Source organism: Xylanibacter oryzae DSM 17970 (assembly GCF_000585355.1).
GTDB classification, from domain to species: domain Bacteria; phylum Bacteroidota; class Bacteroidia; order Bacteroidales; family Bacteroidaceae; genus Prevotella; species Prevotella oryzae.
Window position 1 is genome coordinate 1731969 of sequence record NZ_KK073873.1, and the last position, 20101, is coordinate 1752069.

Here is a 20101-nt window from a genome sequence, read left to right on the forward strand (position 1 = left end):
GTTTGGAATCAAGCCAATAAGACGGGGCCATGATTAGGATTCTGCAAAACGAAATTTATGCTATCCGCTACAACGCCTTTGTTTATAGGCATTTCAGAGCCATTTTTTATGCTCTACTTTCTTTACAAATCATTTTTGTGCCCTAAAAGTTTTGAGGTTTCACAGATTTGCCGTACCTTTGCAACCGTCAATGAGAACAAGGGGCGACGACGCCGTCGGACAGACTGATCAACTGCCGCAGACAGTTTTCCAAACGCTCGCTGACACCGCCTTCGCCGGACAATACTGCCGACCTATGGAAAACACATTAAACGCTCCTCACGATGAGGAAAACGCTTCTGATACAGAAGAAAGCCACAGGCTTCAATACACGAAGCAATATTCAAGAAATTTCATAATGCCAATAATTTACAAGATGAAGCGCATCACCGCGCCAAACACTTCTGCCTCAGGCAAATATTACGCCCTGGCACAACACACGGGGACTTGGCGAACTCGAGAGGTTGCACGACTGATACAGGCTAACTGTTCGCTGAAAGAGAGCGACGTGCTCGGAGTAATTTCCGAATTGGTGTGCACAATGAAATTGCTGTTACAGGACTCACAGCGTGTGCAGTTGGACGGTTTCGGAACGTTCAAAATCAGCATCACCAACGAACCTGTTTCCTCGCCCGAGGACTTTGACCCGAAACGCAACGTGAGGTCGCTGAGGATTATTTTCTGGCCTGAATATACTTTGGCGGCTGACGGAAGTCACGAGACGATGCTGCTGGATGGGGCGCAACTGGTCAGAGCACCTGATAATCCTGCCAAGGGAAGACGGAAAGGTAAATGATTACTCTTCTGTTGTACGTATCCCTCCCCCCTTCGGGGGACTCCCCTTACTCGCAGAGGGGAGAATAAAAACAAGACAACAACACAAACATGGGATGAAGATCCCAAAACGGAATGAAAGAAGCTGAGGGTCGAAAATCGACATTAAGAAGTTCATTCATCACAATCAAAAAAAACACAACAAATTATGCCGGTACTTTACAAATTAAACAAAGACAAAAGAAAAAACAGCCGCACTGCAGGATTATACTTCGCCCGTGCCGTACACGTGGGAGTAATTGACACCGAGGGCTTGGCCAAGATAATGCAGGCCAACTGTACCATCAAGGCTGCCGATATCAAGGCGGTTCTAACAGAGTTGGTCGAGACGATGGCCACTCAGTTGCAGAACTCCATGCGTGTGAAACTTGACGGACTGGGTTCGTTCAAGATTGGCATCCGCGGAGTTGGAAGCAAGACTATCGACGAATATTCGGTGGCTAAGAATGTGAGAGATCTGCACATCAACTTCCAGCCTGAGACTAAAAGGGATGCCACAGGTTTACGCCAAAGAGCGATGTTGGGCGGCGCTAAGGTGCAGGAGGCACCTCGCAATGAGAATATCGGCGAGAAAGAGGCTGCAAAAGCCAAGGGCGCTCCTAACGCAGGCGGAGTCACTAAATAGCAATGCACTGAGTGAACCAAAGACGGTGTGGTTTGAACCCACACTGTCTATTCCTAAGAAACAAAACTACGATGGTGCTAATAAAAAAGCACCATAAACCACAAAAACTAAAGTAAAGATGAAAGTAAAGATGCCATGGGGTAAAATGCTCCGACTGCTTATTACGGTTCTTACGGCCATTGCCACTACAATTGGAGTGACTTCGTGCACAGGGCACGGACCGTTTTAGAATGAACTAAAAACGAAGAAAAGGTACTTTCCAAGACACGGAGAGAGAGAAGTGCTATAACAAAAATAGCTTATCCGTCTGTCAGGAAAGTACCTTATTTTTTTTACTCAGAAATGATCTTATCCAGTTTCTGTTGGAATTCACTGTCGCTTGGGCGGAAGGCATCTGCCTGTCTGATTGTTCCGTCAGGATTAATAATGATGAAACGAGGTATGCCTACAATGCCCCACTGCTCAGTGATGGCCTTGTTTTCCTCTTTATCGCAATTGAACTGCAACCACTGAGGTTTATCACGCTCCAGTTTGGTCTTCCATGCCGCATAACTGGCATCAACACTGATACTGATAAAACGAATCTTTGGATTATCCTTGTAATGCTCTACCCACTTCTCTATGAATGGAATCTCAGCACAACAAGGTCCACACCACGTAGCCCAGATGTCGATAAATATATAGGTGCCAAAATAATCGGATAACTGATGACGAGCACCCTTTATGTCGTTTAATGTAACATCAGGACACTTTGCGCCCGCAATGGCATTCTTACGTGAATCTACGATATACTGCAAGTTGCTCACGATCTTCTTACTTGCCGCCTTGCTGAAGGCAGACCAGAAGGTGTCGATCTCAAAACTCTTAGCAGGCGAATCGGATGATGTGGAAAACAGATCAACAGCCATATTGAAAAGTAGGCGGTCTTTAACTTCTTGATTTTTGACATACTGATTTACAACACTAATATAATCCAAGCCATAGGCTGTAAGATTATCTGCCGTGGCAGAGGTGGTAAGATAGAAGTTGACAAACGTCTGAGGCAATCTGTAAATCTCGTCGAGGCCAAAGGTGTCGTTGACATCAATCTGACTGAGCAGCTTCTGATAGTAGGCATCTTTATGGATGTCGCGTTTCTCAGACCATGCTTTATCTTCGGTAAGAGTCAACAGGTTGGTAAGGCGATGGGTATTTGCCATCTTCGTAAATTTATCACGTGATTCGGCATCTGATACCTTGCTGATACACTTTAAGATTTCGTTATATCTACGATCTAAACGGCGGTAGGCTTCATCGTAGGTAATCTGCTCTTGCTTAGTCTTCTCGGCCATCTTTCTGAGTTCGTCGTCGTCCATATCAGAAAAATTATGACCATCACGTTCGTTCTTTTCGGGTTCGAAATTCATGAAGAGATAATAAAATTGTGACTCTACCTGAAAATCTCCACTATAAGAAACTTCGGTACGTCCGTTCTTGAGAGATAACGTTACTGTTTGCGACTTGCCTGTCTGTATTACGACTGGTGCAAGGCCTCCCTTTCCACACATGATAGTAATCTGACGGGGTGTATGTATAGAATCGTTTTGATAGGTCCACACACCTTTTGAATCAAACTTAATGGGTGAAATATCCTTATTATTAATCATCATGGCGCCTGCCTTAAGAGAATTATCTCTTACGCAGACCTTCAGCATCTGAGCCTTGGAAGACAACGTGCACGCCAATCCGATAAATAATAAGGATAAAAATTTAACGTACTTCATATATTAATAGTTTTGTGTTAGTGTAGGATTTTTGCGTACAGCATCTTGTGGGAATGGGAATATCCACAATTTTGAATTTGGAGCGATAGAGAACGAATAGGTATTACCGTTAAGGTCGGTCATATTGCGAGTGATAGTTCTCTTGTAGGCAGGTTCGGTATTCCAACGCCTGCAGTCGAAGAAGTTCTCGTACGTAGCAAGGCATTCTATCCACTTGCACTTTTGCAGTTGGGCCATGGCGTCGGCTTCGTTTGTAGCCGAGAGATCTGTATAGTAAGACTCGCCAATACGATTTTTGCGTACCTTATTGACTAAGTCGATGCCTTCTTTATATTTACCCGTACGGATAAGGCACTCTGCCAAGGTATAGTACATCCTGTCGCTAGTGATACCGTAGCCGTTGACAAAAGACTGCATACTGAAATATGTATCTGCGCCCATCACACCCGACAGCATCATGCCGTAAAGCGGACTCCAGCTCGGATTGGCCGAATTGACAGGAACATAATCGTCGTCGGGATCTCCATCTTGAAAACCTGTTCGTGTAGCGTTCTTCTTGAGGATCTTGGCACATGCCTGCATCTTTGCGTCAGAATCATCATCGCCGCCACCGCCTGGAGAAGTCTGGCCATTCATGAAAGCGTAGTCCTTTACATAGTCGCCCCTTTCGAAGAGTGATATTGTTTCGGGCGAAATTGTTTCGGTGAATAGAAGTCCTCCCATATAAAGAAGGTTGGACTTGGATTGTTTAGGCAAAATCCAATCAAGTTTGGTAAGTACCGACGAACGGTCTTCGATTGTAGGGTTTATGTCCAAAGCCTTAGTTGCATAAGGAATAGCGTCGGCATATCTTTTCATCTGCATAAGAACCTTGGCCCTTACGGCATTGGCCCAAGCCTGATCGCCGCGGAGCACATCGTTGGAGTGTAAAGGCAGGGCATTGATATACTCATCGCTGCAGTCTGCCAGAATCTTATCGTATACCTGCGCAACAGTCTCCTTGCTCTTTACGTCTGTAACATTCAGGTCGGTGACATAAGCTATTCCGCCATCTTTAGCGGCTGTAGCCTCATCATACTGAGGTGCATAGATATTGACCAGAAGCCAATGGATATAAGCTCTCATAATGTGAGCCTCAGCCTCAAGAGCTTTCTTCTTGTTTTCATCGCCACTTGCGCCCGGCATCTTATTTATGATGGTATTCATATAGTTGATGTACTTGTAGGCATTGTTATATCGGCTATCGGTAAGGGTCAGGGATGCGCGATCTACCGACTCATCCCATGCTATCATAGAGTAGAGCATCGTACTCTTTTGACTCAGCGCCGTAGGCACGTTGACCGTCTGACCATAACTTTCATTACATATCAAGCCCAGATCGGTAAAAGGCAGACCAAAGTCGTACTGCTGATTGAACAGCATCTCCAGGTCGTCTACCGAACCAAGCGTGCTCTTCCCTTTTGGTGTAATATCCAACTTGTCGTTGCAACTGCTGAATGACAATGTCATCAGGCAAACCAGGGATGCGTATATAATTTTATGATTAATATGTTTCATCATATTCTGTTTATTATATTATAAATTAATGCCGACACTCATTGTATAACTTTTACGCGCCTTAGCGGTGGCATAGCCGGTAACAGGATTTACAGCCTCGGGGTCGATGCCCTGACTGTTGCGCACCCAAGTAGCGACGTTGTTGATCTGAACACGCAGACGCATGCCCCTGACACCTATAACATCGCATATACGTTTAGAGAATTGATAACCCAAAACTACATTTCTAAGTTTAAGATAGTCGGCATGCATTACGGTCTGGTCTATGTATCCGGGCGTTCCAATAGTCTTGAAGCCAAGATATCCATTGGCGATGGCAGAGCTCTTATCAGTTGCATTCCAGTAGTTGAGATAGGCAGCAGGTAAAGGTTCGTCCATTGAATTATAGCCATACTGTGTACCGCCGTGCCCCCAATCCTCCATAGCTGCACGCATATAGTGACCTCCGTAGAGGGCGAACATGCCTGAAAGTGAGAATCCTTTCCATGTGATCTCAGGTACAAAACTTGCTGTTACACGAGGGTCTAATCCACCTGAGAAGACTATATCGTCTACGCCAAACTCGCCTGAACCAATATCTGTGGTATGTACGTTGCCTGTCTTATCATACCAACCATAAGACTGAACACCACTGTCGTCGGTCTTCATTCCGGCAAAGCGATAAGAATAGAGCGAATTTATAGGTCGGCCCTCATGCAAGGTGGTCAAGGCTTCCATGCCGGATGACGGCAGATGGTCTACATGCAGAACCTTATTGTTGTTGTAAGCGATGTTGAACGAAGCTGATATGCCAAGATCATTCATATTCTGCGGGGCAATTATCGCACCGTCTAACTGTAGTTCTATACCCGTATTGCGAGCCTTACCATTGTTGATATTCAACGATGACCATCCGGTAGTAGGGTCAACATCGGTAAGAGCCAAGAGGTCGCTGCTGGTCTTGCTATATCCGTCGAGCGAACCGCTAAGGCGATGATCGAAGAGCGAGAAGTCAAGGCCGATATTCCAAGAAGCTGTCTTCTCCCAACGCAACTGATCATTTGGAGGTGTGTTGAGTGTAGCTCCCTTCTTGCCGTTAATATCATTGACGGCGATGGCTGCTGTAAGATAAGAAGATACATTTTGGTCTATGTTACCCGTCAGACCATAACTGGCTCTGAGTTTCAGTGCATTTACCCAAGTTACAGACTTCATGAAGGGTTCATGGTCGATGTTCCAACTGGCACCAACCGACCACAGCGGACGACCGCGGAACTTAGGATCTGCACCAAACAAATCGGCTTTATCCACACGATAAGAGAATGATGCGCAATAACGGCTGTCGTAAGTGTAATTGGCATTGAGATACATCGAATAGAAACGATGCAGAATATCGGTAGTGGCATAGTCGGCGGCTGTAGGTAAAGAACCTGCAGGGCTATAATTGGCACCTAAATCAGAAGAGGTGAGTTGGTTGAGATCATAGAAGTTTACGAGATAGTTCAGATTGGTCTGCGACTGGTCGTCGTAGCCCACCAAAAGGTTATTAGTAGAGCGGTCGTGCGACTGGCGGTACTCCATACCTGCGATAGCTTCGAATGAATGTTTTTCGGCAAATACTTTAGAATAGTTGCCCTGAATTCGGAATGTATAGAAATCACCATTATCATTGGTGCTGCGCAACATTCCACCTTCGGGCAGATAGTGCTTGCCTCCGCTTGTAGTGAGGTTGTAAAGATGTCTCATCACATAAGAATTGCCTTCAAGATAGGTCTCTCCTTTATAGATGATGTCCTCATACTGGAACTTTGTGGAAATGCTGAACTCAGGAAGAATCTTGAAATTGGCATCTACAAAGGTTCGGATATTGTTTCTACGAGATTTTGTAAAATTAAGTTTCGATTCGTCCAACAGGTTGAATGTCTCTGACTCCAATCCCAAAGACGGATCGCGCAGACTTGGTTCGCCAAGATAAGTGCCTGCCTCCATGGCTGAATGAGATCCGTCTGCATTATACATACTCATGTATGGGGCAAAGGAGTTGATATCGTTATACTGACTGGAAGCATGTACTTTAGAACGCTCGCTGATAAGATTTACGCCAAAAGTAAGGTCTAACCATTTGGCAGCCGACAAATCACCAAGATAACTAAGTTGGTAGGTGTTATCGTTTTCAAGAGTTTTACCCATATTATCTCCCGAATAATTCAAAACAATATTTGAATTAAGAAGTTTGCCCTTATTGCGTATAGACACATTATACTGCTGTTGTACCTGTGAGCGGAGCATTACATTCTCCCACTCTTTACGATAGTCGTTTTGACGCCATGTGCTCATGATATTGTTGTATGTCTTATCATCCATAGTGCCCATTTTGTGCTGCAACATTACACGCGAAGCCATTGACAGAGCGTAGGGGTTAACGGCAAATCTGCCTTTTAAATCGTTGTACAGTTCGTCATGTCCTGCTACATAGTTGAAATTGTTTTCTTCCAAATCCAACGCCTGACTGGCACTGGCCCATCTTCTATTATCATAGTTTTGCTTATCAGAGATGATAAGGTCGGCATTGAAGTCGACCGACAATCTTTCATCATGTGCTCTCTTGGTTGTAATAACGATCACGCCATTAGAAGCGCGAGCACCATAGATGGCGGCTGCCGATGCATCCTTTAACACAGTGATATTTTCGATGTTATAAGGATTGACAGTCTCAATAGATCCCTCGATAGGTAATCCGTCTACGACAATCAGAGGTGAGGTCTTGGCCTGGAATGATCCTGCACCACGTATCACCATAGATGCAAGGCCATCATCGGTATTGCCATTATTGTAAATGGTAAGTCCGGGTATCTGTCCTTCCAGACGACTTGTAACATCCTTCGTGTATCTCTCGTCCAAATTTTTGGCACTGATAATCTGATATGAACCTGTGGCATTTTCGCGCTTTATATTCTGATATCCGGTGACAAGTACTTCGTTCAGAAGATTATCGTCTGTGTCAAGTTTAACCATCAGCAACTTGTCTGTGTGCTGATTAATAGCCACTGTCTTGTTTTTCATACCTATATATGAAAAATCCAACTGCGCATTTTTACCTTCCACGATGATAGAGAAATGTCCGTCCAAATCGGTTGTTGCTCCAGTGCCTGTACCTTTTACCATGACTGTGACGCCGGCCAGCGGTTCATCATGAGAATCGGAAACATCACCATAAATCAACTTCTTGTAATAAGGTTGATCTGCCTTGCCCTGCTTGATGATAACAGTGCCATTGGATATCTCATAATCCAGTCCGGCTTCTTCATTGAAGATACGGTTAAGCAACTCCTTGAAAGTCGCATTCTTGTAATGACAAGTAATAGGTCCGACTCGATCAGCAACCTCCTTCTTGTACACAAACTGATAACCTGTCTTCTTTCGCAGGTCATTAGTAATTTGCTCTATCGTCTGTTCTTTATAACTGACGCTGAACGTTTGCGCCTTTATCCCCGATGGCAAAGCCACCAAAAAGATCAGGAACAACGAAAAAATTATAATCTCTCTTTTCATACAATAATCATTTAGAATTATCTTCAGGCGATATCAAGACAATATCACCTTTCTGGCGGAGGCGAACTCCACCTATCTTCTTGAATATATCTGTAACTTCTTTGAAACTGCCATATTTGGGAATACTTCCCATAAATACGGTGGTTGCTAATTTCTTGTCGGTAAAGGCATACTTGAAGTTATACCATCTGCTCAGAGTTTTCATTATCTGCTCCATGGTCTGCTCTTGGAACACAAATGCGCCCCTGCGCCAACTTGTAACCACATCGGGGTCAACTTCGTGCACTTGTGCAGATGCATCTACCTTGTCAAAGATGACCTGATTGCCCGGAGTAAGCATAATTTTGTTATTGCTGCCACCAAAGGTTCTCAATGAGATACTTCCTTTTACGAGTGTGGTGTAAACGATCGATTCATCATTGTAGGCATGAATATTAAACTCAGTGCCGTATACTCTGACCTCCTGACCGCCGCTCACTACATAGAACGGTCTGTCGTTGATATGTGCAACTTTGAAATAGGCTTCTCCGGATACTTCTACCCTACGCTCTTTGGCAGAGAATTTCTTAGGATAACACAGTTTTGATTCTGCATTAAGCCAGACTTCAGTGCCATCCTCAAGTTTAACTTTAAATTCGCCACCACGAGGAGTAGAAAGATTGTTCATCTTACTGCGGGACTTGTTATCGGCCATCGATATTTTCCTCTTGTTCAGGATAGTATTATCGGTAAGAAATACCGTTGTGCCATCATCAAGAGTAAGTCTGGCCTGCGTATGTCCGGGAATTATTTGATTGGACATAACAGCCACCTTTTTCACGTTTTTATCCTCATGCGCTCTGTTCTGCCAAAACAATACAGAACCTATCAACAGGAGGAGAATTGCCGCTGCAGTCATCACACGATATAAGCGCGAAGGCTTCTTAACAGTGACTTCGGATGAAAAGGTTTCTTCGTTAACGATTCCTTGGCTAATAATTCCTTCGTTAATGGTTTCTTGGCTAATGACTCCTTCGTTAATGCCCAACTGGTATTTCATGCTTTCGAGTGGACCGTGATAGTCTACCTGATTTCTATTTCGCAACTCCATAGAGAAGTTCTCCATATTCATCAGATGCTGAAACGTTTCTTCATTGCATGCGTTTTTCGAACGCCATGCAGTAAGCATTTTGCCCTCCTCATCTGTGATAGTACCTATAAGATACTTACAGATGAGATAAGGAATTCTTTCTTGCTCTAAAGGTTGACTCATATTTTATATTAAAGTTATTTAGACTCTTCTTCAAGGGTCTTTGCTGTTTTCTCGTCAGAAGGCCGTGAAGCATCTCCACTGAAGATGTTGCCTTTCGAATCTATCATGATAAAACGAGGGATGCCTGTTATGCCCCAGTCTTTTGAGAATATCTGGTTGTTTTGGGGTGTCAATACAAATTGTGCCCACTGAGGTTTGTCTTTGGCTAGTTTATCTTTCCATGCCTTGGTATTTTCATCTACAGATATACTTATAAACTGTAGTTTATCATTGCCTGCAAATCTCTTGACAAGTTGCTCCAAATGTGGAATCTCTTTTACGCAAGGTCCGCACCATGTGGCCCAAACATCTATATATGTAAACTTGCCCTTTAGCAATGAGGATAGTTGCACTGACTTGCCGTCGGGTGTATTAAGAGTGATATCTGGGGCAGCTTTGCCTGACTTTGTGAGTCTTTTTGACTCTTGTTTGTCTTTGAACTGCTGAATCATACCCTTAGCCACGATAGAGTCATTGCCGGCAAACTTCAGATAATCACGTATGAAAGACTCTTGATCACCGCCAACACCATTGCCGTATAAAAAATACTGCTGACCTATCATACTTACCATTGATGTGCGCAATCCCGGTAGAGTTACAATCTTATCTACAAGAGCCATTTGCTCACGGCAGAATGCCTCATTATTTCCTTCTAACGGAGCTTTCACCATATTATTGAGAGCTGTCAGTGACAGGTTGGTCTGGTAGTTTATTGGGTCGTTTATATCTATGCCGGCTATGGCCTGCTTAAATTCTTCATTATCCTGATATTTTGCCCCATCTTCGGATGCATCCATGATAAGGCGTATCTTGGTCCACTTATAGTTGCCTTCAGACAATCTGGTATAATAATCTCGAACCTTATTATCTTTAATTGTAGGTAGGAGAGCTTTTACCTTAGCATACTCAGTCTCCAAAAGAGCACGATAAGTTGCATTTGGTTTGTCTTCAGATGGATCAGGAGCCCAATACTTCATGCTATCAAACGATCTGGTTATTTGATTAACCAAATAGTTGATCTTGACGTCAGCACCGCTGAACTTTACGTCGTATTCAGCACCTTTTTTTTCGATAGCAATTTCTACTGTCTTGCCCTTAACCAAATGTGCACCGAAATAACCATTGGCCCCTAAATCAATACCTACATCTGCCGTCGGTCCTTGAAAATCCATGTCGAAGGTGAAAGTTCCATCCTTCTGGATTTTCAGATCATTCATCTTCGCATTGATTGCATAGCCATCAGGTGAGTAGTTGACTCCTGCTTCATCAACAGTAAAACCTTTGATTACTCCCTTGAGCAACTGAGCATGACTCATTAATGGCATAGCCAATAGCATAGCTCCCAAGGTAAGAATCCTAATTTTTCTTTTGTCTCTCATACAATTTTAATTTTTAATGATAAAGTTGTCACTTTGAAAGCTAATACGCAAAGAATGAAGATTTATGTAACAAAAATAAGCTTTTTTTTCGTTTTTCTTTTGATTTAAGGAGAAAAAGATGTAATTTTGTATAAGATAGAAACCAATATGAATATTAGCCAACAGGTATTCGATGATTTTAAGGAAAATAATCTAGACAGTCTTTATCGCGAAGCGTGGCCTTCGCTCATGTCTTATGCAGCCAGAATACTTGGCAAAAAATATGCCATGATGACTGAGGACTGTGTTCAGGAATCTATACTTACGGTATATCATTCCTTACCTACTCTTGTCTCACCGTCTCAACTGAAAGCTTTTCTTTTCACTTGTCTTCATAACAAATGTGTTTCTGTATTACGAAAAGGTAATACTCAGAATAAATATCTTAATCAGTTAGAAACAATAGAACCTGAGGTCTCAACAGCGATCATTGAGCAGGAAACAATTGATATGTTACTTAATGCTATTAACGAATTGCCGGATAAATACAGGCAGATCTTTGAACTGAATTTTCAACAGGGTCTAAAGAATGCTGAGGCAGCTGCAATGCTTGATATATCAATAGACAATTTCAACAAGAGGAAATCTAAAATGATATCTCTACTGCGCAACAGATTTGGGGGCGATGAATTCATGCAAATTCTTATTTCTGTGCTTTTCAGTATAGATGTTTTTATCTAACAACAGATTATTACTCAGCATTTTGTTTGTTTTCATAATTCTAATATTATTATTGATGCTTATAATAATAACAGATATTATAATATATATAAGATGTTTATTTATACATTATATATAGTGTATGGGCAACTTAGTACATGCAAAGATATACTACTATTCGATTAATAGTTCGTTGATTACTTATCTCTTGGCAGTTATTTATCTCTTGATAGTTACTTATCCTCTTGGCAGTTACTTATCTCTTGATAGTTACTTATCTCTTGATAGTTACCTATTCTCTGTCACTTCGTTGCACCTCCCTAATCAAAAATGAGGAATAAAGGGGAAATGAATGTTTGATTGACATATTTATAATGTTTAGTTGGGTTTGTCCAACTTTCCGGGTTCACTTCAGGTGTCAAACATTAGTATTCATGTCCGGTCGTTATACTCGGGCCATCTATTATTTCAGGATCATCAGTACCCGAATGTATATCACCATAAGCCCTCTGAATATCAGACATCCCAATGTTGATATCTTTATTGACGGGGCGGTCTTTATCCACCAAACTATGCGAGAACAACCATTCGTAAGTCTTTTTGAGATAGAAGATACGGGCCGGTGTACCGTGATTGCCGCCTTCTAACCACTCATAACGCAGACGACTGTCATTATGAGACTCTTGCAACTTCTCTACTACGACTTTAGACTGTCTGATAGGGACTGCCCTATCGGCTGTACCATGAATTATCCAAAAGGGTAACTCACCCAATCCACTTACATCTTTTAGAGATGTACCACCACACATGGCAATACCGGCCGCTATCCTGTCAGGATAAGTGCCACAAACATCCATTGTGCCAAAGCCGCCAAGACTCATACCCAACACATATACGCGAGTGCTATCACACTGATAATTAGACTTTACCCAATCTAAAACCTGCATTACTTTTTTAGGACTCCATGCCCCACCGGGGTTTTGAGGAACGATGGTTATAGCTTCTATATCCCGCCCTCTCACGATTGCATCAAGCGGACCATAGCGGCGCACTCTATTAAGATCATGTCCGCAAAGGCTGGCACCATGCAGAAATATTACTACCGGAGTTTTTTCGAGTGAATAAAAATAATCTTGTGGCGTATATACCCAGAAATTATATCCTCCGGGTATCTGTCCTTTAACAGGTCGAAGAAAATCGTATGCTGAAGAACTGAGCGAAACAACAGTCAGCAGAAATAGTAATATTGTTTTTTTCATTTACATAGATATATTTATGTGGCAAAGATAGTGATAAATTAAATATCACGCAATAGGGCTAAAATTAAAAATTGTGAGACTAACTTAATAATAAGTTATAGTAATTTTAATTGAGATATATTAATATAGTTGGATTACATGCAATTATTAAAGTAAAAAGTCTCAGTCTCAAACTATTAATATAACACTAACTAGTAATTAATAAAATGCAAAAAATATAATGAGAAGTCTAACTTATTACTATCTCTCTTGATTAGGTAGGTGACACGAAGTGACAGAGGATAAGTAAGGAATTTTTGGGGGAAATAAAAATGAACCTCAAAAGCGATTTCATACTTTCGAGGTTCATATAAACACTTGTATTAAATTATTAACCTGAACACTAATAACCTGGATTCTGCTTCAAGTTACCATTTGCTAATATCTGTTTGTTAGGAATAGGATAAAGATTTTTTGTCTTATCACTAGCATCATGAGAGAACCATGAAAGCGTAGTAAATGCATCAAATCTGACCATATCCTGTCTTCTTCTACCTTCTTGTGTAAACTCCCATCCAAGTTCGTCTAACATACGGCCATACTTTATCTGAGTGTTATCATGTGTGGTCTTTTCAGTATCTCTACGACCATAATCATATACACATGGACCATTAAGTTGATCGCCTGTCACAACAGCTTTTTCGGGATGATCGGTAAAGTCTCTTTGTCTTACTTGTGTTACTAAATCAGCTGCTTCGTCCGACTTTCCTAATCTCAGCAATGCCTCAGCTTTCATCAACAAGACATCAGCATATCTCAATATAGGGAAATCATTGCTAAGACGGTTTGTTATACCTTTAGCATATTCGAACTTTCCCCAACGATAGCCACTTGTCTCCTGTGATGCATCAATACTGGGCACTTCATTAACATAATTAAGAGGCTTACCTGCCATATCTCCCATTGTACAATTCAAAGGATTACCTGAAGTATCGTATTGCTGCCCTTTTATGAAACAGTTGGCAAGACGCTCATCATCTTTGTCAAAGCTGCTGATATACTGAGGAATTGTACATACGCCGCCCCATGGTGTGGACTGAAAATTATACGTCTTCTGATTGGCCGGTTGCAGAGTGTACATATGGAAATCAAATGCATTCCAGTCTGTTACATATGTAGCATCAAAAGGAAGTGCAAATATTATCTCCTTTGAATTTTCATTGTCAGTTACAAATACATTCCTTTGCTTTGTTTCGAGCGTATATTTGCCACAACCTATTACCTTGTCGCATGCATCAATACACTTCTGCCATTCTGTATAATTACCATCCGAAAATACCTGAGCATTAAGATACATCTTTGCAAGAAGTGTATACGCAGCCCATTTGTTGAATCTGCCATAATACTCAGTGTTCACTTCTTCACTAAGATTTGGTATGTTATCTGTTATCTCCTTTATAATAAACTCGTAAACTTCTTTACGTGAACTCTGCTCTGGCAAGAATCCTGCGGGTACATCAAATTTTGTTATTATAGGAACATTGCCAAACAAGTCGTCTAAGAGATAATAATAAGATGCTCTTAACACTTTCAATTCAGAGACTACAGAGGTCTGCTTGTCGCCCAGTTGAATCTGCCCCGACTCTATCTGATATAAAACCCTGTTGCATGAATTTATACCATCGTATGTTCGTACCCACGACTCAAGAGGAATATCATCTTCACTAGTCCATTTATGCTGATGCATACGTTTGTATACGCCACCATCTACCCAACCGTTAGGTCTTGCAGGTATGACATCTTCGTCGGCTGATAACATCTCAGCTCTTGCCACTCCATTCCAAAGAAGGAATGTCTTTCGCCATGGAACATATGCTGATGACAATAAAGAACCTATATCTGAGCTGGTAGGCTGAAAGCCATCAGCAATTATACTATTATAACTTTTATCATCAAGTTCTGTACATGATATAGAACTGATCAATGAAGCAGCCACAAGGCTGATTATAAATATTTTATTTTTCATGACTCATTTTTTTTATTAGAATACTATGTTTGCACCTACCGTAAATGAACGTATATGTGGATATTGATCACGGTTGTCATATCCCGGGTTCAGTCCTGATGTTGATACTTCCGGGTCTACACCTTTATAACCGGTAATTGTCAAGGCATTGTTTACAGATCCGTATATTCTAAGACTCTTTATGTACTTGCATATGTTGCCAAATTTATATCCTAAGGTGATATTATCTATCTTCCAATAATCACCATTCTCAACATAATAACTATTGAACTCTTCTGAACAAGATGGGCTTAATACGGCTTTGCCGAATACTTTGTCGTAAGCTGATTTCAATCTGTTCCAGTCCTGACGACTACGATTTTCGTAGAACATTCGTGCACAGTTGATTATCTGGAATTTGAAAGCTCCACGCATACTTACAGCAAAATCCCAATTTTTATACGTCAAACTGTTGCTGAATCCAAGATACCACTTAGGAAGTCCATTTCCTAGGACTTTCTTATCTTCAAAAGAATGGGTAAATTTATCATAACCTACATGATTTCCATCTTTATCTTCATAAATCCATTTTCCTTTTTCATCTACATCGACGACTTTGAATCCAAAGATCTCGCCAATAGGCTCGCCTACTTTCACTATATGGGATTCTGTCTTTACAGGTTCCTGAATCCATCCTGTCAAGAAATAATCTGTAGAAGCCTTATATAAATCATTTGAAAGACTCTTCAACTTATTCTTATTGGTTGAGAATGTAACAGTACTACTCCACTGCATATTGTTATTTTTGATTGGAATAACATTAAGCATAACTTCAAGACCTGTATTGCTCATTGTGCCTACATTTGCACGCGTAGTAGTATAAAGATTAGGTGGTGAAGGTACTGTATAATCATACAGAAGACCTTTAATCTGACGGTTGTACCAGTCAATCGAACCATTAATACGGAAATCGAGCATACTGAAATCCACACCTATATCCCACTCATGTTTCTCTTCCCATTTCAGTTCAGGATTGGCATTCTGTGTAGGTTGTAAAGCTTTTACCCATTTACCATCATAAAGATAATAATCACCATATCCAAGCATTGACTTGCCTAAGAAAGATTCGTTAGGCTGTGAACCGGTAACTCCATAACCTGCACGCAACTTTATGTCGTTGAATATTTTCTGCTCTTTCATAAAAGACTCTTCCGTAATACGCCATCCCAGAGATATAGAAGGGAAATTACCCCATGGTTGCTTTGTGCCGGCCAACTGACTTGCTGCCTCATGACGGAGGCTTGCCATTAGTAGATAACGGTTTTTATAATTGTAGTTAAGGCGACCGAAGAAGCCAATCAGATTAGTTTCCAGCCGGTAACTGTACATAGTTGCCAGACCTTCTTTGAGAGCGTTGCCGGCACCTATATTATTATAACTATATAAGTCGGTAGGGAAATCATAATTCTGTTCATACTGATTGCTGTAGTCTGTAGCCTGATAACTATATCCAACCAATGCTGATATAGTATGATCGCCGATAGTCTTACGATATTGGGCCGTTAGCTCCATCAGTTTTGTAAGATTTGTATTTGCACCAACTGATGCATATCCATTCTTTCCATCTCTAAGATTCGATATATGTTTCTTTGTCTCATAATATCCACCATACTGATGTATCTTGTCATAAGAGAACAGAGCCTTGAAAGTAAAATCAGGAATTGGATTGTAAGTTACACTAGCATTAAATCTGGTCTGCGTAATATCCTGACGTCCATCACTTTCATATATACGAGATACAGGATTGTCGTATTCGAATATACCGGTATTTTCATTCCAACTGCCATCAGGATTGGTAACTGCCTCTGTAGGGTTATGTATCAGAGCCTGCCGATAGCAATATGTATTGAAGCTGCCTCCATCTGATGTAGAGATATAGTTTGTCTGATTACCAATAAGGGTAAAATTAAATTTAAGTTTATTGTCCAGCATACTATGATTAACTTCTGCACGGCCCTGGAATTCATTCTTGTTAGAGCGTTTGAAAATTCCTTCAAGGCTACGGTAATTGAGATTGAATATATAATTAGTAGTTCTGTTTCCACCCTTATAAGATAAGTTATGAACATGACTGAATGGCGTACGAGTTATTTGATCAAGCCAATCTGTATCAGAACCCTTATCCCAAGAGGCATCACGCAATCCGTCTGCTATCTGTTGGCGATAGTCGGCAGCCGTACACATATCAAGTTTTTTAGTTATAGTTGATGTACTTACATAACCGCTATATTCAATCTGGTTTATATTATCTCCTGAAGCTTTCTTGGTGGTAATCATGATTACTCCATTTGTTCCACGAGAGCCATAAATAGCGGCTGCAGAACCATCTTTCAATACATCTACACTCTCAATATCTTCAGGAGCTACTGTGTTAAGGTCGCCCGGCACTCCATCTACTAATACCAAAGGAGATGTGGTTGCTCCTAGGATTGTCGTATTACCACGCAATGATATAGTGGTCTGTGATGTTGGATCGCCACTCGAATTTGTTACTGCCAGACCGGCAATTTTTCCTTGAATAAGTTGGCCTGCATCGTTGACAGAACCTTTGATAAAGGCATCACTTTTAACACTACCTACAGAACTTGTAACATCGCCCTTGCGAAGAGTACCATATCCTACGACGACAACTTCATTAAGGATCTTATTACTTTCGGTCATTACAATATTAAAATTGTAACGGTTATTGACAGAAATTTCTTTTGTCGTATATCCCAAATATGAGCATACAATAGTTGCATTGTCAGGAACCTCAAGAGAGAAATTTCCATCCATATCCGAGATAGAACCTTTACTTGTATTCTTAATTATTATACTTGCTCCTATTATAGGTTCACCTTTGTCGTCTTTCACAGTACCGGTAACCTTACGAACTGCCCCATTGGCAATTCTTTTGTGCTGTTTGTCTGATATTACAATCGACTTAGGAGAAATGACAGAATACTCCAGATTATGCCCCTGTAATACTTCCTCCAGGATGTCAGAAACGGAAGAATTGGTCTTGTTGATGGTAACATTTTTCTGATTATCAACAACAGCATTTCTGTAAGAAAAACGATAATCTGTACGCTTTTCTATTTCGCTAAAGACTTTTTTAAGCGAAACATTTTTCAGATTGAGACTGACCCTCTGCTGTTGAGCTTGCACTCCAACACAGCAGAATAAGAACAGAAACATTACAATAATGAATTGTTTAATTCTAAAATGCTTTTTCATGTAATGGTTTTATTAGTTAATAGATATAATGTTAGGCCCACCCCCATTATGTTTTTGGGGGCGGTTTATATTATAGACAAAGTTTAAGTGTAAAAGTACCAATAAATTTTTATGTTATGCAACATAAAAATCTATTTCCCGGTCATTAGTATATTTTTACCATCAGTAAAACTCTTCAAATGATACGATTCTTTTATTATCCCTATGGCACTATATAGGTCGTTGGTAGGTATTGTGCCTGTAAATAAATCTTTTGAATTATAATTACTCTTTATTATAATATTTACATTATACTGCTTATTAATATAGCGTATAACATTGCTAAGACTTTCATTATCAAAGATCTTTTCATTGGATTTCCATGCTACTACATTATCAATAGCATCAAGTTCTTTTACAGTAATATGACCATTCTGATAATTAAGAATAGCTTGCTGTATAGGATGTAAGATAACATTACGTGATGTCATGACAGAACAAAACTCCACACGACCTTCTTTCAGCGTCAGTTCTGCTTCTTTACTGTTTTTACGTGCTGAGAGATTAAATTTTGTACCAAGTACTTTTACTATTAGACGGCCTGTATTGATTATAAAAGGACAATCTTTGTTTTTGGCAACTTCAAAGTAAGCCTCGCCATTAAACTTTATATTTCTCTCGCTAGTATTATATGTTCCTGGTTTATACTCCAATTTTGTATCTTCGTTTAATGCCACTTTGGTTCCATCAGGAAGAGTAATAGAAGCTTTTTCGCCTGAAGCAGTAGCTACTACCATCGTGGAATCTGTTTTTGTGGTTTTATTATTATATAAATAGATAGTGAAAAATATAAATATAGGAAGAAGTATCGCTGCTGCTACTGAAATAACACGTAATATTATTGTTTTGGTCGATTTATTATACCCATTAATATTGTCTATTCTCTTTTTTAGCCTTAAAATATCGCTATTGTCTACTTTATCCTCATCAATGTAATCGTTCATCCAATATTGATACATAGAGTCTTCTAGTTGCGAATCTGTCTGTTCCGCAACTTTCTCTTTCAATTCTTTGAGAGAATCAAGATCTAAATTATCTTCCAGATATTTTTTTTGTAATTCATCCATTTGTCCTATATATAATGTATGACCATATATCTATTCTAAAATACCATAATAAGTTGGTTAATTAACTAATAATAACAAGAGCAGCAAATAACTGTGTCGGCTCAGTTCTTTACGCAACGTTTTTAAGCCTAAAGACATTTGATTCTTTACAGTTTGCTCACTAAGACCAAGTTCTTTGGCTATTTCCTTATTATTCATCTGCCTTATACGCGACATTTCAATAATTCGCCTTTGAGTAGTTGGCAATTCTTCTATTTTCCTCTTAACATAATTCTCGAATTCATCAAATTCTATTTTCCGAAAACCTTTATCTTCAAATGATATGGTATTGCAATATACATAATCTTCAAACATTGGAGAATTAATTCTAGCCTTGTAAGAATTAATCAACTTGTTTCTTGACATTACAAAAAGTAATGAGCACAGAGTCTCATCCTGTCTTATATTTTCTCTACAAGTCCATAGTCTTACAAAAACATCTTGTACTATTTCTTCGGCTATTTCTCTTGATTTAGAAAATGAGAGGCAGTATGCGAATAATCTACGTGAATATAATTCGTATATCGAATTAAATGCACGATATGAGCCTTCTTTCAGTTCTCTGATTAATGATTTTTCAGAATTATCGTCAACAAACATTGCTTTTCTTCTGTATTAAACAGTATAAAAGGTCTATAAATAATGGAAGTTGCAATAATCTTTATTCATTTTTAACTATTAAGATATATTGTCTTTGCCATTCGTAAACAAGTCGCAAA

Annotated in this window: 14 protein-coding genes; 4 read left to right on the forward strand and 10 right to left on the reverse strand. The window is 40.2% G+C overall.

Going from position 1 to position 20101, the window contains the following annotated elements; all coding sequences use genetic code 11:
• The first annotated feature begins 295 nt into the window (after positions 1-295).
• From XYLOR_RS13330 to XYLOR_RS13800, 3 genes are all read left to right on the forward strand, one after another.
• Positions 296-835, forward strand: a complete 540-nt coding sequence (locus tag XYLOR_RS13330) for an HU family DNA-binding protein (protein WP_154655694.1) — start codon at positions 296-298, stop codon at positions 833-835.
• Between the two features lie 186 nt (positions 836-1021).
• Entirely contained in the window at positions 1022-1498 is a 477-nt protein-coding gene (locus XYLOR_RS07005) for an HU family DNA-binding protein (protein WP_036878072.1), read from the forward strand.
• A gap of 118 nt (positions 1499-1616) precedes the next feature.
• The gene (locus XYLOR_RS13800; protein ID WP_154655695.1) at positions 1617-1727 is read left to right on the forward strand and encodes a smalltalk protein; all 111 of its coding nucleotides are present in this window, start codon (positions 1617-1619) and stop codon (positions 1725-1727) included.
• Between the two features lie 103 nt (positions 1728-1830).
• Here the strand turns inward: XYLOR_RS13800 and XYLOR_RS13335 are convergent, their stop codons facing one another.
• From XYLOR_RS13335 to XYLOR_RS07030, 5 genes are read right to left on the reverse strand one after another with little or no spacing between them, the layout of a single operon-like run.
• A complete protein-coding gene (locus tag XYLOR_RS13335; RefSeq protein WP_084608545.1) occupies positions 1831-3261 on the reverse strand; it encodes a TlpA family protein disulfide reductase in 1431 nt (476 codons plus the stop codon).
• A gap of 3 nt (positions 3262-3264) precedes the next feature.
• The gene (locus XYLOR_RS07015) at positions 3265-4821 is read right to left on the reverse strand and encodes a RagB/SusD family nutrient uptake outer membrane protein (protein WP_084608546.1); all 1557 of its coding nucleotides are present in this window, start codon (positions 4819-4821) and stop codon (positions 3265-3267) included.
• Positions 4822-4836: 15 nt separating this feature from the next.
• Positions 4837-8349, reverse strand: a complete 3513-nt coding sequence (locus XYLOR_RS07020; RefSeq protein ID WP_036878075.1) for a SusC/RagA family TonB-linked outer membrane protein — start codon at positions 8347-8349, stop codon at positions 4837-4839.
• Positions 8350-8356: 7 nt separating this feature from the next.
• A complete protein-coding gene (locus XYLOR_RS07025) occupies positions 8357-9601 on the reverse strand; it encodes a FecR family protein (RefSeq protein WP_036878078.1) in 1245 nt (414 codons plus the stop codon).
• Positions 9602-9615: 14 nt separating this feature from the next.
• On the reverse strand, positions 9616-11019 hold the full coding sequence (locus XYLOR_RS07030) for a TlpA family protein disulfide reductase (RefSeq protein WP_036878079.1): 1404 nt from the start codon (positions 11017-11019) through the stop codon (positions 9616-9618).
• A 147-nt stretch (positions 11020-11166) separates the two neighbouring features.
• On the opposite strand from XYLOR_RS07030, the gene XYLOR_RS07035 reads away from it, so the two are divergent.
• Positions 11167-11739, forward strand: a complete 573-nt coding sequence (locus XYLOR_RS07035; RefSeq protein ID WP_036878080.1) for an RNA polymerase sigma factor — start codon at positions 11167-11169, stop codon at positions 11737-11739.
• A 404-nt stretch (positions 11740-12143) separates the two neighbouring features.
• Here XYLOR_RS07035 and XYLOR_RS07040 read toward each other — a convergent pair whose 3' ends face one another.
• The 5 genes from XYLOR_RS07040 to XYLOR_RS07060 all read right to left on the reverse strand — a co-directional run bounded on the left by XYLOR_RS07040 (position 12144) and on the right by XYLOR_RS07060 (position 19982).
• The gene (locus XYLOR_RS07040; protein WP_036878081.1) at positions 12144-12977 is read right to left on the reverse strand and encodes a carboxylesterase family protein; all 834 of its coding nucleotides are present in this window, start codon (positions 12975-12977) and stop codon (positions 12144-12146) included.
• Positions 12978-13359: 382 nt separating this feature from the next.
• On the reverse strand, positions 13360-14982 hold the full coding sequence (locus XYLOR_RS07045) for a RagB/SusD family nutrient uptake outer membrane protein (protein ID WP_036878082.1): 1623 nt from the start codon (positions 14980-14982) through the stop codon (positions 13360-13362).
• A gap of 15 nt (positions 14983-14997) precedes the next feature.
• Positions 14998-18237 carry a TonB-dependent receptor gene (locus XYLOR_RS07050; protein WP_211242074.1) on the reverse strand — a complete coding sequence of 1080 codons (3240 nt, stop codon included), beginning with the start codon at positions 18235-18237 and terminating at the stop codon, positions 14998-15000.
• Positions 18238-18368: 131 nt separating this feature from the next.
• Positions 18369-19343, reverse strand: coding sequence for a FecR family protein (locus XYLOR_RS07055; RefSeq protein WP_036878086.1), 975 nt, complete (start codon positions 19341-19343; stop codon positions 18369-18371).
• A gap of 57 nt (positions 19344-19400) precedes the next feature.
• Positions 19401-19982, reverse strand: coding sequence for an RNA polymerase sigma-70 factor (locus tag XYLOR_RS07060; protein ID WP_036878087.1), 582 nt, complete (start codon positions 19980-19982; stop codon positions 19401-19403).
• Between the last annotated feature and the right edge of the window lie 119 nt (positions 19983-20101).

Bases quoted from the DNA above. Each gene is read 5' to 3' on its own strand.
- XYLOR_RS13330 (WP_154655694.1), top strand. From the start codon at position 296: ATGGAAAACACATTAAACGCTCCTCACGATGAGGAAAACGCTTCTGAT.
- XYLOR_RS07055 (WP_036878086.1), bottom strand. From the start codon at position 19,343: ATGGATGAATTACAAAAAAAATATCTGGAAGATAATTTAGATCTTGAT.
- XYLOR_RS07025 (WP_036878078.1), bottom strand. From the start codon at position 9,601: ATGAGTCAACCTTTAGAGCAAGAAAGAATTCCTTATCTCATCTGTAAG.
- XYLOR_RS07040 (WP_036878081.1), bottom strand. From the start codon at position 12,977: ATGAAAAAAACAATATTACTATTTCTGCTGACTGTTGTTTCGCTCAGT.
- XYLOR_RS07020 (WP_036878075.1), bottom strand. From the start codon at position 8,349: ATGAAAAGAGAGATTATAATTTTTTCGTTGTTCCTGATCTTTTTGGTG.
- XYLOR_RS07050 (WP_211242074.1), bottom strand. From the start codon at position 18,237: ATGAAAAAGCATTTTAGAATTAAACAATTCATTATTGTAATGTTTCTG.
- XYLOR_RS07015 (WP_084608546.1), bottom strand. From the start codon at position 4,821: ATGATGAAACATATTAATCATAAAATTATATACGCATCCCTGGTTTGC.
- XYLOR_RS07030 (WP_036878079.1), bottom strand. From the start codon at position 11,019: ATGAGAGACAAAAGAAAAATTAGGATTCTTACCTTGGGAGCTATGCTA.
- XYLOR_RS07005 (WP_036878072.1), top strand. From the start codon at position 1,022: ATGCCGGTACTTTACAAATTAAACAAAGACAAAAGAAAAAACAGCCGC.
- XYLOR_RS13335 (WP_084608545.1), bottom strand. From the start codon at position 3,261: ATGAAGTACGTTAAATTTTTATCCTTATTATTTATCGGATTGGCGTGC.
- XYLOR_RS07060 (WP_036878087.1), bottom strand. From the start codon at position 19,982: ATGTTTGTTGACGATAATTCTGAAAAATCATTAATCAGAGAACTGAAA.
- XYLOR_RS07045 (WP_036878082.1), bottom strand. From the start codon at position 14,982: ATGAAAAATAAAATATTTATAATCAGCCTTGTGGCTGCTTCATTGATC.
- XYLOR_RS13800 (WP_154655695.1), top strand. From the start codon at position 1,617: ATGAAAGTAAAGATGCCATGGGGTAAAATGCTCCGACTGCTTATTACG.
- XYLOR_RS07035 (WP_036878080.1), top strand. From the start codon at position 11,167: ATGAATATTAGCCAACAGGTATTCGATGATTTTAAGGAAAATAATCTA.